Annotated in this window: 13 protein-coding genes and 2 tRNA genes; 13 read left to right on the forward strand and 2 right to left on the reverse strand. The window is 43.0% G+C overall.

Features of this window, described 5'->3' with window-relative positions:
* Positions 1-38: 38 nt before the first annotated feature.
* The 3 genes from flgL (at position 39) to fliW (ending at position 2,426) form a co-directional block, all read left to right on the forward strand.
* The gene (gene flgL / locus BLT41_RS13715; protein WP_092162128.1) at positions 39-1,604 is read left to right on the forward strand and encodes a flagellar hook-associated protein FlgL; all 1,566 of its coding nucleotides are present in this window, start codon (positions 39-41) and stop codon (positions 1,602-1,604) included.
* 154 nt (positions 1,605-1,758) lie between these two features.
* A complete protein-coding gene (gene csrA, locus BLT41_RS13720; protein ID WP_031482008.1) occupies positions 1,759-1,998 on the forward strand; it encodes a carbon storage regulator CsrA in 240 nt (79 codons plus the stop codon).
* The gene (fliW, locus tag BLT41_RS13725; RefSeq protein WP_092162137.1) at positions 1,974-2,426 is read left to right on the forward strand and encodes a flagellar assembly protein FliW; all 453 of its coding nucleotides are present in this window, start codon (positions 1,974-1,976) and stop codon (positions 2,424-2,426) included. Before csrA ends, fliW begins: the two co-directional genes overlap by 25 nt.
* A 96-nt stretch (positions 2,427-2,522) precedes the next feature.
* Here fliW and flgM read toward each other — a convergent pair whose 3' ends face one another.
* Complete coding sequence (gene flgM / locus BLT41_RS13730; RefSeq protein ID WP_092162144.1) at positions 2,523-2,822, reverse strand: flagellar biosynthesis anti-sigma factor FlgM; 300 nt, start codon at positions 2,820-2,822, stop codon at positions 2,523-2,525.
* Positions 2,823-2,884: 62 nt separating this feature from the next.
* Positions 2,885-3,301, reverse strand: coding sequence for a DVU0524 family FlgM-associated protein (locus tag BLT41_RS13735; protein ID WP_092162145.1), 417 nt, complete (start codon positions 3,299-3,301; stop codon positions 2,885-2,887).
* A 433-nt stretch (positions 3,302-3,734) separates the two neighbouring features.
* Here BLT41_RS13735 and BLT41_RS13740 point away from each other — a divergent pair, with 433 nt between their 5' ends.
* The 10 genes from BLT41_RS13740 to BLT41_RS13785 all read left to right on the forward strand — a co-directional run bounded on the left by BLT41_RS13740 (position 3,735) and on the right by BLT41_RS13785 (position 14,435).
* Entirely contained in the window at positions 3,735-4,586 is an 852-nt protein-coding gene (locus BLT41_RS13740) for an NAD(+)/NADH kinase (RefSeq protein WP_092162146.1), read from the forward strand.
* Between the two features lie 6 nt (positions 4,587-4,592).
* The gene (locus BLT41_RS13745) at positions 4,593-6,338 is read left to right on the forward strand and encodes a hypothetical protein (RefSeq protein ID WP_092162147.1); all 1,746 of its coding nucleotides are present in this window, start codon (positions 4,593-4,595) and stop codon (positions 6,336-6,338) included.
* A gap of 5 nt (positions 6,339-6,343) precedes the next feature.
* Complete coding sequence (locus tag BLT41_RS13750; RefSeq protein WP_092162148.1) at positions 6,344-7,618, forward strand: MltA domain-containing protein; 1,275 nt, start codon at positions 6,344-6,346, stop codon at positions 7,616-7,618.
* A gap of 45 nt (positions 7,619-7,663) precedes the next feature.
* A complete protein-coding gene (gatB, locus tag BLT41_RS13755; RefSeq protein WP_092162149.1) occupies positions 7,664-9,109 on the forward strand; it encodes an Asp-tRNA(Asn)/Glu-tRNA(Gln) amidotransferase subunit GatB in 1,446 nt (481 codons plus the stop codon).
* A 14-nt stretch (positions 9,110-9,123) separates the two neighbouring features.
* Positions 9,124-10,158: an S-methyl-5-thioribose-1-phosphate isomerase gene (gene mtnA / locus BLT41_RS13760; RefSeq protein WP_092162150.1), complete on the forward strand. Its 1,035-nt coding sequence runs from the start codon at positions 9,124-9,126 to the stop codon at positions 10,156-10,158.
* A gap of 238 nt (positions 10,159-10,396) precedes the next feature.
* Entirely contained in the window at positions 10,397-11,740 is a 1,344-nt protein-coding gene (gene der, locus BLT41_RS13765) for a ribosome biogenesis GTPase Der (RefSeq protein WP_092162151.1), read from the forward strand.
* A gap of 101 nt (positions 11,741-11,841) precedes the next feature.
* Positions 11,842-11,936: transfer RNA gene (locus BLT41_RS13770), tRNA-Ser, on the forward strand.
* Between the two features lie 199 nt (positions 11,937-12,135).
* Complete coding sequence (locus BLT41_RS13775) at positions 12,136-12,795, forward strand: response regulator (RefSeq protein WP_092162152.1); 660 nt, start codon at positions 12,136-12,138, stop codon at positions 12,793-12,795.
* A gap of 178 nt (positions 12,796-12,973) precedes the next feature.
* Positions 12,974-13,065, forward strand: a tRNA-Ser gene (locus BLT41_RS13780).
* A 182-nt stretch (positions 13,066-13,247) separates the two neighbouring features.
* Positions 13,248-14,435, forward strand: a complete 1,188-nt coding sequence (locus tag BLT41_RS13785) for a tyrosine-type recombinase/integrase (protein ID WP_092162153.1) — start codon at positions 13,248-13,250, stop codon at positions 14,433-14,435.
* Positions 14,436-14,442: the final 7 nt, after the last annotated feature.

The following is a 14,442-nucleotide window of genomic DNA, read 5'->3' on the forward strand; positions in this document are numbered from 1 at the left end:
GCATTAGGAATAATGAAAAAGGTTAACGGAGAAAGGTTATGAGAGTTACGCAACAAATGCTTTTCGGCACCTACGTGTCTAATATGAACAGGTCTCTTACGGATCTGGTAGAAAGCAATATCCAGGCACAGACCCAGAAGAAGGTTAACAAACCTTCTGATAATCCTGTGGGCATGGCGCGTATTCTTGACCACCGTGAAACTCTTGCAACTGTAAAGCAGTATCGAAATAATATTGATACCGCCAAGGGTTGGTTATCAATATCCGACACCACTTTGAATCAGTCTTCAACAATTGTGACCAGAGCAAAGGAACTTGCTGAGCAGGCTGCTTCCGGTACTATTACCGCAGATAACAGAGAGCAGATAAGTTATGAAGCTCGTCAGCTTTTTCAGCAGCTTATATCGCTTGCCAATACTGAATATGAAGGCAAGAGCATTTATGCCGGTCATAAGGTTGACGAGAACGCGTTTAAGGAAACTTTATGGATGACCACAAATGATTCTAATGTTTCTTCGCAGCAGTTCAGTATTGAGGGTAACACCGATAAAACTATAGTCGTTCAGTTTCTTGATTCAGGTGATATAGGAGCTGCAGACCTTGATTATCGTTATTCAAAAGACGGTGGAAAAACTTTTACTACAAAGACTTTAGCAACCGGTACCAATACTCTGGATTTTGACGGCGTGACTATGTCCCTTGAAACCGGAACAACAGTCCGGGCCAATCCCGTTGGAAATACTAACGATTCAACTGGAACATGGATGTGGGTAAGGCCTACTGCTCAATATATGGGTGATGATGAAGATGCCGTAAACATTGTAGGAATGAACACAACTCTTGCCGGTGGAAGAACCGAAGCTGAGGGTGTTTTTACCAACGACGTTGTTGTGAGAATTGATTCTGCGGCCCAGCTTCAGTCTAACATCAGTTATTCTTACAGTCTTGATGGCGGTATTAACTGGGTTGAAGGTAATGTTAAGTCGGCGGACGGAGTCTCTTCAAATGCAGTCCTGAGTATTCCCGGCGGAATCTTGACAATATATTCAAATGCCGGAGCAGGCGGAACAAATCAGCTTCAATCTAATTCACAGTTTATTGTCAGACCTGATACCGCGGCTATAAATTTTCAGATTCAGGAAAATGAATATGTAAGGGTTAATGACGTTGGTAAAGATCTTTTCGGTGGAGTGTATCAGGCTCCGGGAGAATCCGGGGCCAGTACTGTTTTTAACAATGACAGTATGCTGACCGGAAGTAATGCCAGTTCGACTCAGAATTTACTTGAAACAATGGGTAATCTCGTTGCTTTTCTTGAAACAAATAATCAGTCAGGTGTTCAGGAATGTCTTGCCAGTCTTGACAAGTCACAGCAATACCTGCTTACCAAACTGGCTGATGTCGGGGGCAGGGAGAATAGACTTGCTGTAGCGGATAATGTTCTTTCCAGTCTTGAATTGAATGAAAAGGAAAGAATATCACATATTGAAGATATTGATGTCGGAGAACTTATGACTCAGCTTTCACAGCAGCAAATTGTTTACGAAGCAGTGCTGAAGAGTTCTTCAATGATTATGAAGATGAATCTTTTAAATTATATATAAGTATTTATTTCAGTTGAGGACCGTATTCTGCTTGCCCGCAATGGCAATGATACGGTAAGAGTTTTCTCAGTGGGTTGAAAATGTTCTCCGCAGTGGCGAATGTTTTTACTGAAAGCAAAAACGATCCGAAAGGATTACTTACACACAAGAGAATATGCTGATTCTGACTCGGAGACCGGGCGAAGCTCTTTACCTTGATGACAATATAAAAATTACGGTATTAAGTGTTCAAGGCAGACAGGTTAAGCTGGGCCTCGAAATACCGCAAGAAACTACTGTCTATAGGGAAGAGGTTTACCTCAAAATTAAAGAACAGAACCGTATGGCGCTTGAAAACAGACAGCAGGACCTCTTTGCTGCGACCGAATTATGGCAAAAGAAAGAAAAAAAATAATTAGGACTCGGCTTGGCGAAAGAGAGATCACTGAGGAAGGGATTATCTACTTTTCCCGCGGTCTGATCGGCTTTGACGACAAAAGAGATTTTACTCTGATTCAGATCAGGGAAGATTCTCCTTTTCTGTTGTTGCAAAGTATTGAAGATCCCAACTTAGGTCTGCTAGTAGTCGATCCGTACAGTTTTATGGATGAATATGAAGTCAAGCTGAGTGATGCTGAAAAACGAATCCTCAGATTGGAGAATGTTCGTCAACTGGGCGTGTTGGTCACTGTGACAATTCCTCCGGGAAGACCGGATGAAACAACTCTTAATTTGGGCGGTCCGATTGTGATAAACTCTGAAGCCCGCCGCGGCATGCAAGTTCCGCAAGTGGATTCAAAATATCCAACGCACTACCGCCCGGCAAATGATGAGTCTAATTAGGACATTGCCGGGTATTCTGACGGGTTGAATTTATTCCCGTTTAATTATTTAGAATGTGATTTACAGGTGAGACTCTTTATGGGTTTCACCTTTTTTTTAGCGCAAAAAGTCTATGTCTTCACGGACAAGATTCATCGCAGTCTTGCGAATGTCAGGCTTGTATGTTCCAGCGCGCACCTGATCTCTTAAGTCTTTGACCTTCTGTTCTCTTGTGTCGGGACTTTCTGCAGCAGTCTGCCTCGCTGTGCCGAGTAGCTTTGCCTGCGACGAGACATTCACGACATCACGAGTGGACGCAGAGCTTGTACTCTGTGACTGAGCCTTTTCTGCAGGATTCTTTACCCGGTTATCAGAATAGGCCTTGAGGGGGGCGTTGTTAAACTGGTTGATCTTCATGATCCCCTCCGGGGTTACCAAGGTTTGTTCATTTATAGGTTAAAAAAAGGTGATGGTGTAAATCAGAGCATTGTCCGGTCAACCTTTTCCAGTGTTATTTCCCACAATCGGTTCATAATCACCGACTTTTCTTCCGGAGGCAGATCTATAACGCCTTCAGCGCTTTCCTTAAGCACTTGAACATCACTTCCGTCAAGAGGGTACTCAAATAAGTACCTTTCTCCGAAATCCAACTCCAGCTGTTCTAGTATATCGGACACTACCGGATTTTCATTACCCGAGACAATGAGATTTTCGATAATTTCCCTTGAAATCTTTTCTATCAGCTCGCGGCGCCTTGCCTGCCGTGAAATAGTGACAACGTCAACAGACTCGCTCATCTTCAGGGCGCGCCTGAATCTGGCCAGTCTCTTGGCGTTCGTCAACTGCTTACCATAGGTTCGCAGCATATTTCTAATTTCAGCAGGGTTGTTAGCCACAGCGTGTACTCCTTCTTATTAGCTCTATCGGCAGGTTACTATGTATACTTTAGGGTTAAAGTAGAAAAAGAATATATTTAAATAAGTTTTAAATATCAGATTGTTATAAAACCAAGGCTGATTTTGTGCTTGTTCGGGGTATAGAGTAACAGTAATTTTATAAGGAGTCTCGGGTTAAAAAATAAAAACAGCCGCAGTATATTTAACGCTGCAGCTGCTGTTTTAATTATTACTCAGGCCATTAGTCGGATTTGTAATTAACGTAGCTAGCGGCGTCAAGGTAACTATTTTGAAAATAGTCTTCGTATTGAATACAAAAAGATGTCTTCAAAATGGAGTCGACCTTTCTTTATAGGTTAATTAAGTTAATCCGATGAAATTTAACGACAGCTTAAGGTTGAATCTTAGGCTTCTTTCTAATAGGTAGGAGTCTATGTCTGACTGTAAAGGTTTTGTACTTATAGTTACTAAGGCCGGAGGAGGCGCCGCAGCCAAGCTTGGAATAATTATTTCAAGATGGCTTTCTGCGCGTGGTGTGGATTCTCAAATCATTGCACATCCCGCTCCCCCAGCCCATGTTGAGGTGGCTGAGTTTAGAGAAAATTGCTCTCTTGTTCTTGTGCTGGGAGGGGATGGTACTTTTATAAGTACTGCCGGAGTCGTTATAGACTGGAAAATTCCTGTTCTTGGTATTAATCATGGCAGAGTCGGCTTTCTTGCAGAAGTTCTGCCTGATGACTGGGAAGTCGCACTTGAGAATTTTTTCAGTAATAAGCTGGATATTTCTCGAAGACTTGCGTTTCATTACGAGATACAGCGCGGCCACTCTATTATAGCCAGAGGCGTCGCTGTAAATGATTTGGTTATTTCCCGGGGTGCGGTCGCCCGTATCATCTCTCTCGATATAGGACAGAAGGGGCAGTGGATTAAAAATATCCGTGCTGACGGGCTGATTATTTCAACTCCCACAGGTTCCACCGCATACAATGTCTCCGCAGGCGGACCGCTTGTCCATCCAGAATTACCGGTTATGTGTGTTACCCCCGTCTGTCCGTTTTTAAATGGTATACGGCCTATGGTCCTGCCTGCTGAACGGCCTATGACTATAGATGTTTCTGAGTCGAGCGGGGATGTATACATTACCGAGGACGGAAGAGTTCCTTACCCGCTGAATACCGGGGACCGTGTGATTGTGACCAGACATGAAAACGATCTGTTACTGGCCCGCATCCGCAGTAATACTTTTTTTGAAAAACTCAGAAGCAAGGGCTTCTTTTCGGAGTAACAGACAGTGAGTGTTCTGCTTGATTTTACATCTATAAAAGATGTTCGTTACGGAAAAGATCCGGTTTCAGATGCTTGGCTTCTTCATTTTATGACAGCCAATCATCTGGAAAGTTTTATGGACCCGATTAAAAACGCTTCTCCGGAACAGTTGCGTTTTATGGTTGCGCTTGATGAAAACCAAGTCTTTGCACCTTGTTCAGACTGGCTGTTCAAACGGCTAGTTACACCCGGACTTGCCTCTGATCTTTTGCAGGAATACATTTATGTATGGAAGGCATTGATCAAACTGGTCAGAACTCACGTTTCCGATAGATATCAGCGCAGACTGATTTTGAATCTCTGCCGTCATAAATTTAAGCAGGCCATTGATGCCTCCATCCTTATTCCCTGGCGTCTGCTAAAAGGGATGGTTACAATCTTTCTTTCCCGAAGTGGACTTGATGATCCTTATCGTAACCGTAAAAATGTTTTGACCAGCAGAGGTCGGGCATACGTTGAAAGTGATTTTTTCAAGAGGGCAATGGAATCGTGCCCTTATCCTCCGTTGCAGTGTAACTGTCTTGAAGATATGCGCTTTGAGCTTGATATGATCGAACTTGAAAGAATTTTCAGATTATCAACACTTCCTGATATATGGTGTTCGGATTTGTTTTCCGGGGATTTTTCTCGTTACTCCACATGTTTTTCTAAAGATAAAATTGATTTTAGCGGTATTAGAGATATTTTTTGCAAGAGTAGATCCGGGCTTAAAATTTTGTTTTTACCAGACGAGTCCGGTGGGATGATGGCTGATTTGTTAATGGTCAAATCACTTTTGAGGCAGGGTCATAGTGTCATCATGTCTCTTAAGGAGGGGTTTTGTTTTGATAGCCCTACATTCTGGGATAATGAAAATGATCCGGCTCTTGCTGAGGCTCTTAAAGGTGCTTTTTTTATAACAGAGAACAGAATTTCCAAAAATGATCTTCTGTCTACACTGCGTAAGAATCCTTTTGTCATTATTTCAGATGGAACAAGAGAACGTCTCAATCTGGTTCGTTGCAGTGTTACTTTTGCCAGAGCTTGGAAGGAGTCCGATCTTATCCTTGCAAAAGGCTGGTCCAACAGGCGTAGACTGATCAGAAATACACACCGTTTCACACGGGATGTGATGTGTTTTCATAGAAATCTTGACGGCAAATTTAAGCTCGAATTTAAAGCTAAATATCCGACAGCTCACAAGTTCAGTGAATCGGATATATCCGCCAAAGCTGATGAGATAATTGCGGAAATGCAGCAAGCCCGTTCAGCCAGAAAAGCTGTGATGTTCTATAGCGGGATTGTCGGCAGTATTCCGGGACAGGTTGACGTTGCGATTCAGCTTTTGAAAACTTTTGTTGCCGATCTTCGTAATAGACTTGAAGATACATACATTATTAATCCTGCGGAGCATTTTGAAGAAGGCATGGATGCTGATGATCTTATGTTTATGTGGGAAAAAGTTCAGCGCAGCGGTTTAATTTCAACCTGGAGATTCCAGACTTCTGCTGATATTGAAAAAAGTTTTGAGCTTATGGGTAAAAAAGTTCCTACAGTCTGGGTTGGCAAGGACGCAACTTATTCAACGGGCTGTACTAAGGAAATGCACATAGCGCAGGATGTTCAGAGGCAATATCGCGAATTGCAGATAATCGGCCCCGGTGCTGATAAATTTTTGCGCAGGCGTGAGTACGGAGTCGGCAGATTTAGCGACGTTGTTATTGAGCCTTAAAATTAATGCTTAAATCAATTTATTTTATTAAAACGTTGTTAGGTATTTGTTTCCTTTCGTTATTTATCAGCGGATGTGCGACAAAAATTCCCAGTGTAAGAAAGACTTCTTCGAGCGCTAGGTCAAAAGCGTGGAAAAGCAAGCGGGCTAAAGAAGGAAAAGTGATTTCCGGCCCTGTGAAATTTTCTATGCTTCCATCTTCATCTTCTGAAATTGCTGCTCGAAGGATTAATATAAAATCTCAGAATATTTCTTCTTGGAGACAGCTTGGACCGCAAATTCGTAAATCTATCGAATATGCAGGTCGTAACCCCTCGGGGGGACTGGCTCTTAAAAGAAAGGATTTGCGTCTTACATGGGGACAGCTTCGTAAATCTCTTGAAGATCTTGAACGGTTGCTGCCTCGTTTAGACATTAACCCGGAGTTGCTTGGAAGGTATTTTGTTTGGTATGAGCTCCAATCCGGCGCAGAGATGACAGGGTATTATACCCCTGTTATTGAGGCCAGCCTTATAAAAAAAGGGCCGTATAAATATCCAGTCTATAGAGTTCCGCCGGATTTACGCAAGGCCCGTCCGGGGCAGACCCATCCGTGGTCTGAGCAATTGCGTAAAGCTTACCGGGTTGAAAATGGAAAAATTCTTCCGTATCATTCCCGCCGTGCTATCGATGTTAATAAAGTGTTAGCAGGACGCGGGCTTGAAGTTGCGTGGCTTAAAGATCCCGTAGATTTGTTTTATATGCACGTTCAGGGAGGCGGAGTGCTTCACTTGCCTGACGGTCGATTGAGAACCGCCGTGTTCAGCGGAACCAACGGACTTTCCTTTAAAGGGCTTGGTCGAATTATGCTTGAGAAGGGAGTTCTCAAGAGAAGTCAGCTTTCCCGTGAAAAAATTAAACATTATCTTCTCAGCCACCCCGAACGCATGTGGGAATTGATGGCGGAAAATAACAGTTATATATTTTTTAAGCTGACTCGCGGGCAACCCCTTGGAGCGAACGGCAAGTCGTTGATGTCAATGGTCAGTCTAGCTTCTGATCCAGCGCTTATTCCGCTGGGATCAATAGTAGCATTCCGTACAGATATTTTTCCGAAAAAAGGTAGCCCCTCGCGCAGGGTAAACGGACTTGGTCTTGCACAGGATGCGGGTAAAGCCATACGCGGAGCAAGGCTCGATTATTATATCGGGACCGGAAATGAGTTTAAATATACAGCGCATCATTTGAAAAAGAGAGTACCGGTTTATTTATTGATCAGCCGGGCGGCACTAAGAAGATAATATCAGGCTAAAACCTGTTTAATAAGAAATTGTAAGGAGCTATATATGGTCCAGTTTGAAACAGTCATCGGGCTTGAGGTTCATGCCCAGCTTAAGACTAAAACAAAAATATTTTGCGGTTGTTCCACTGAGTTCGGGAAAGAGCCTAATGAGAACGTGTGTGAAGTCTGCTCGGGAATGCCCGGTGTGCTTCCTGTTTTGAATGAAAAAGTTATGGAATACGCAGCCAAAATGGGCCTTGCAACTAACTGCACCGTAAATCAGAAATCAATTTTTGCTCGTAAAAACTATTTTTATCCTGATCTTCCAAAAGGGTATCAGATTTCACAGTTTGAATTGCCCATATGTGAGCACGGACATCTTGATATTGCTTATGAAGATAAATCAGGTGAGCCTTGTAAAAAGCGCATTGGTCTTACTCGTATTCATATGGAAGAAGATGCTGGTAAAAATATCCATTCTGCCGCTGAAAATGCGAGCTTTGTTGATCTTAACCGCACAGGCGTTCCGCTTATTGAAATAGTCAGCGAACCGGATATGCGTAACGCTGAAGAAGCTGTTGCTTATCTTAAATCATTGCGCAGTATTCTGCTTTATCTTGATATTTGTGACGGTAACCTTGAAGAAGGTTCATTCCGTTGTGATGTAAATATTTCTGTTCGTCCATTTGGTCAGGAGGAGTTCGGCACCCGTGCTGAACTTAAAAATATCAACTCGTTTAGAAACGTTCATAAGGCTATTTATTATGAAGTAGCTCGTCAGATCGATCTTATTGAAGATGGCGAAAAAATTATTCAAGAAACACGTCTTTATGATGCGGACAAGGGAACCACTCATTCCATGCGCGGAAAAGCGGATGCTCATGATTATCGCTATTTCCCTGATCCTGATCTTGTTCCGCTGGTTATTGCAGATGAATGGCTTGCCGAATGGCAGGCTTCGCTTCCTGAACTTCCAGCCGAGCGCAAGGCCCGTTTTGAAAGTGATTTCAAAGTGAGCGAACAGGATGCAGATCTTCTTACTTCTGAAAAAGATGTTGCTGATTATTTTGAAGCTGTTCTTGATTCCTACAATGAGCCGCTAAAAGTTGTTAACTGGATTAAAGGTGAGTTTCTTAGAGAACTCAACCAGTCAGGCTGCTCTGTTTCGGAGTGCAAGTTTACACCTGAGATGATGGCTAAGCTTGTGGAACTGGTTGATAAAGAAGTTATCAGTATTAAAATCGGTAAAGATATTTTTAATGAAATTTTCACTGAAGGACTTGATCCAGTTAAATTCGTAAAGGACAAAGGGCTTGAGCAGAATTCAGATTCTTCTAGTCTCGAAGCTGCTGTAGACAAGGTGCTTGCGGATAATCCAAATGAGGTTGAAGCGTACAAAGGCGGCAAAAAGAAATTGGTCAGCTTCTTCATGGGACAAGTCATGAAAGAGACCAAAGGACAGGCCAACCCCGGTATCGTCAGTAAAATGATTCAGCAAAAACTTTCTTAATAAGGATTAATTCAATGACCGAACATATTCAGTTTTCTGCGGAAAAAGACGCACTTGTTCTCCTCGATCAGCGCTATCTGCCAACTCGTGAAGAGTGGTTCGATTGCAAAAACACCGATGATATTGTCGAGGCCCTAGTTGTTATGGTAGTGCGTGGTGCTCCTGCCATCGGCGTGACAGCAGCGTACGGCTGTTATCTGGCCGCGCGCGAAGTTGTCGGTCGTGATGACTGGAAAAAAGCTCTCGAAGTTAATCTTGATAAAATCGAGAAAGCCCGTCCGACAGCTGTAAATCTTCGCTGGGCGGTTCGCGAAATGAGAAGAATCTGGCAGGAAGCCGGTGACGTTTCTCTTGATGAATTGTGCTCCATCTGGCTTGAACGTGCTAAAGTTATTCACGTTGACGATATCCGTATGTGTGAAGACATTGGCCGTTTTGGCGGTGCGCTTATTGATGACGGTGACACTGTTATGACCCACTGCAATGCCGGAGCACTTGCAACCGCAGGATACGGTACAGCGCTGGGTGTTATCAGAGGAGCGGTTGATCAGGGTAAAAAAGTTCAGGTTATCGCAAACGAAACGCGTCCTTTTTTGCAGGGTGCCAGACTTACAGCTTATGAACTTCACCGCGATGGTATTCCTGTAAAGGTTGCCTGCGACAATGCTTGCGCTTTGCTTATGAAAAAAGGGTTGGTGCAGAAAGTCGTTGTAGGTGCTGACAGGATTGCTGCAAATGGAGACGCTGTTAATAAAATAGGAACCTACGGGGTTGCACTTCTTGCCCGTGAATTCGGCATCCCTTTTTATGTGGCTGCTCCTGTTTATACAATTGATCCTGAAACTCCCACCGGAGATGATGTTCCCATTGAGGACCGCACTCCGCGTGAAGTGACTCATGTCGGTGACACAAGAATTACTCCCGAAGGAGTTGAAGTTTTCAACTTTGCTTTCGATCCGACTCCTAATGAACTGATTGCAGGAATTATCACAGAGAAGGGCGTGCTTAGGCCTCCTTATTCTGAAGCTATAAAAAAACTGTTTAGTTAGTTAAAATTATATGGTTAGATAGTTACTTGTTCCCGAAAAGTTTTTTCAGGCAATTTTTTTATTTTGACTAATTGCAGTTGAGGCTTTACAGAGTGACTCTCCTTGTGCCATATGCCGCTATTGGACACCAAGGACGGAAAGATGATCTCTTTCCGTCTTTTTTCAGTTAGAGTTTCTTTCGTAACACGCTTCATCCACGGTTTACGGTTTACACGTTATATTTTTCAGGAGGCTGGCCATGTTGCCGACCATAGCACTTGTAGGACGTCCTAATGTTGGAAAGTCCACTATATTCAATAGATTGTTACGAAAGAAAAGAGCTCTGACTCATGATATGCCCGGGATTACCCGCGATCGTATCTATGATGAAGGTCACTATGAAGGCGTTAGATATGCCCTTGTAGATACCGGTGGACTCGTAATGGAAAGTGATAACGAGTCCGAAGAATTTCAGGGCGATATCTTTGATCAGGCCCGGGAAGCAATTGAAGAATCTCATGCGCTTATCTTAGTGGTAGACGGGCGTCTCGGCCTGACTCCGCTTGATGAACAGGTTGCGAGTTTTATCCGCCAGAGCAATAAACCTATTTTACTTTTGGTAAATAAGGTTGATGGTTCAGAGATTGAAGATCAGTGCCTGTCAGAATTTCATTGTCTCGGGTTTGAAATTATGCCTGTTTCCGCAGAGCATGGTTACAATCTTGAAGCTTTGCGCGCTAAAGTTGCTCAGCTTGCTGAGGACACAGGACTTGTGCCCGAGGAAGAAGATCCGGAAAAAGTCGGGCTGAAAATAGCCATGCTTGGACGGCCTAATGCGGGTAAATCCTCAATGGTAAATGCTATGACCGGAGAAGAAAGAGTTATCGTAAGTGACATTGCCGGGACAACCCGTGACAGTGTTAACGTTACTTTTAGATCCGGTGGGAAGATTTTTACTTTTGTTGATACTGCCGGTGTTCGCCGCAGGACCAATATTGCAAATACAATTGAAAGATACAGCGTTCTCAGGGCGTTGAAGAGCAGTAAAATAGCAGATGTAACCATTATGGTTGTTGATGCTCTGGGCGGACTGACAAAGCAGGATAAAAGACTGCTTGATTTCCTTGCAAAGGAAGCAACTCCGTTTATTATTGCTGTTAATAAAATAGATTTGGTTTCACAGAAAGAACGTGACGCACTTAAAGAAGGGTTTGAAAGAGCTCTTAGGATGGCGCATCATGTTCCGGTGATTTATACTTCTTGTATTTCTAAATCCGGCCTTGGTGGAATTTTGCCTTTGGCTGCAAAGCTTAAAGCAGAGTGCTCCATAAGAGTTTCTACAGGTCAGCTTAATAGAATCATGAAAGAAGTGATTCAGAAGCATCAGCCGCCTGTTGTTAAACGTAGAAGGGCCAAGTTTAAATATCTGACTCAGGCTGATGAAGAGCCACCGACCTTTATTTTCTTCATTAATGATGAAAGGTTAATCAGGCCGACTTATCACCGTTTCCTTGAGAATAAGCTTAGAAAAATTTTAAATATTAAGATTGCTCCTTTGAATATTTACTTTAGATCTACAGCAAGAGATAAAGAAACAAGATAATTTAAGAAAACAATAAGTTAATGGTTGACAACAGAGCGGAGAAAACATATTTAAACGCTCCGAGCGGGTGAAGCGCATTGCGCAAAACCGGTTCAATAAATGGAGAGGTGGCCGAGCTAGGCTGAAGGCGCTCGCCTGCTAAGCGAGTATAGGGCTTAAAACTCTATCCGGGGTTCGAATCCCCGCCTCTCCGCCATGAATGTTAAAAAGGCAGTTGAAATTATTCAACTGCCTTTTTTTGTGTTTGAGAATTATGTCTTGCCAATTTATACGGTTGTTTAATTTCATGTACTTGTTTTATTCTGTTGCGGTATGCTATATCTTACCAGTGCAACTTCGCGGTGCTTTGTTTTTTTTTAATAATAATTGGCGGTTTGTAACTCGTTAGAGGGTAAATGCCTAATCTCGTCGGTATAATCATTGTTGATGACCATGCGTTAGTCAGAGAAGGGTTGAAGAACATTCTGAAGGCTCAGGACGGAATCAATGTCTTGGGTATGGCTGAGAATGGTCTTGAGGCTGTTCGTCTGTGTAAACGATTGAATCCTGATGTTGTGCTCATGGATTTGTCTATGCCGGTTAAAAGCGGTGTTCAGGCGATTCAGGAGCTTACAAAAGATGATGGGCGGATCAAGTTACTGGCTCTTACAGCTCATGTTGATGCGGAGCACGTTTTTTTGGCGCTCGATGCCGGAGCCTGTGGGTATGTCCTCAAAAATTCAACCAGCGAAGAGTTGGTGATGGCTATTCGTACTGTGATGGAAGGTAAAGTTTATCTTGCACCGGGAATATCCGCAGAAGTGGCTAAAGGGTTTTTGCAGAAAGGGCGCGGGGAAAGTTGCGACAAGCTTGACGCGCTGACTAAGCGGGAAAGAGAAGTTTTGAAAAACATTCTAGCGGGCTACAAAAATCGTGAAATTGCCGACATTTTGATTATAAGCGTTAAGACCGTAGAAAAGCATCGCGCAAATTTAATGAAAAAGCTGGGGCTAAGATCCCTTACGGAACTCAGAGCGTACGGCGAAGAGCTTTCTTCTCGTGATATATTTTTATAATCGATTTTGTTCTGAGCAGTAACCGCTTAAATATAAGCCGAGATTTCTAAATCTAGTCCTTTTTTTGAATTTTTTCTGTGAAGCCATTTATTATAAGCTCAAAAATGGTTATTTTAGTTGTTTTTTATAAAAAATGGTTGACATTCTGGGCGATATCGAGAAGGTTCATTTTGCGTTTGGAGAGGTGGCAGAGTCCGGTTGAACGCGGTAGTCTTGAAAACTATTGAAGGTGTGAGCCTTCCGGGGGTTCGAATCCCTCCCTCTCCGCCATATTTCATATTCACTTCATTTCAGGAAGTGCCTAAAGCCCTGCTAACGCAGGGCTTTTTTGTTTTCTAGGTTTCACGAGATTCCATGGGGTAGGTTGATACAGACCTTTTTATTGAGTAAGAGTTTGAGTAACCAGTTTTTTGGCTAAAATGTTACTCAACTTTTAACGCATGGATTCTTAAATGCCTTTAACTATAAAACAAATTGAATCATCCAAGCCCAAGAAGAAGCTATACCGAATCTCCGACAACAACGGTCTTTGTTTAGAAATTACTCCTAACGGGTCTAAAAGGTGGCGGCTCCGCTATCAATTTAATCGCAAAGCAAAAATGCTCTCTTTAGGGTTGTATCCAGAAGTAAATTTAAAAGATGCTCGCAATCGAGTGTTTGAGATGCGCCAGTCTCTAGCGAAAGGATTAGATCCATCCCAAGAGCGACAAGAGCAGAAGGCGAAGGTAGACGGCAGTTATAGTTTTAAATCTATTGCAGATAAATGGTTTGCGAAAAAATCATTAACTCTTGCAAACAAAAAAGACAGGCAGACCATATACGGCAGACTCGTGAATCATGTATTTCCTTTCATGGCTGATAAATCCATTTTTGAAATCACGAATAAAGACATGGTAACGCTCCTTGAGCGTTTGGAAGCCATGAATTTGCATGAGACAGCCAAGCGAGTTAATTTAACTTGCGTACATATTTTTAACTATGCTCGCGTATCAAATCCTGAATTGAGTAACCCTGCCAGTGATACCAAAGCGTTACTCATTCCCGCATCAAAACGTGTTAAACATTTTCCTGCTATAACGAAACCTGCGGAGATTAAAAAACTTCTGCGGAAGATAAAAGATTTCAAAGGAACTTTTAGTGTTGCACAGGCATTAAAATTTATTCCGTATACTTTTGTACGCTCTCGGGAATTACGCAGCGCTGAGTGGTCAGAAATTGATTGGGAAGCAAGCGAGTGGCAAATTCCCGCTCATAAAATGAAAGCTCCGCGACCTCACATTGTTCCACTCTCCACACAGGTCATAGATATACTAAAGAAAACCCAACTTGTGACAGGGCATAATAAATATGTTTTTCACAGCGACCGTAGTAAGGAAGGGATACTAAGCGAGAATACCATAAATCAGGCCTTGCGGCGCATGGGGTACACAAAGGATGAAATGTGCTGCCACGGGTTCAGGACAACAGCGAGTACCCGTCTAAATGAGGAATTAAAGTACATGCCAGACGTCATAGAGCGTCAATTGGCCCACGGTGAGGGAAATAAGGTTCGGGATGCTTACAATCGTGCTGAGTACTTAGATGAACGTCATAAGATGATGCAGGAGTGGGCTGACTACTTGGATGGGCTGGTGGGATAAGTGCTAG

Source organism: Maridesulfovibrio ferrireducens (genome assembly GCF_900101105.1).
Taxonomy (GTDB): Bacteria; Desulfobacterota; Desulfovibrionia; order Desulfovibrionales; family Desulfovibrionaceae; genus Maridesulfovibrio; species Maridesulfovibrio ferrireducens.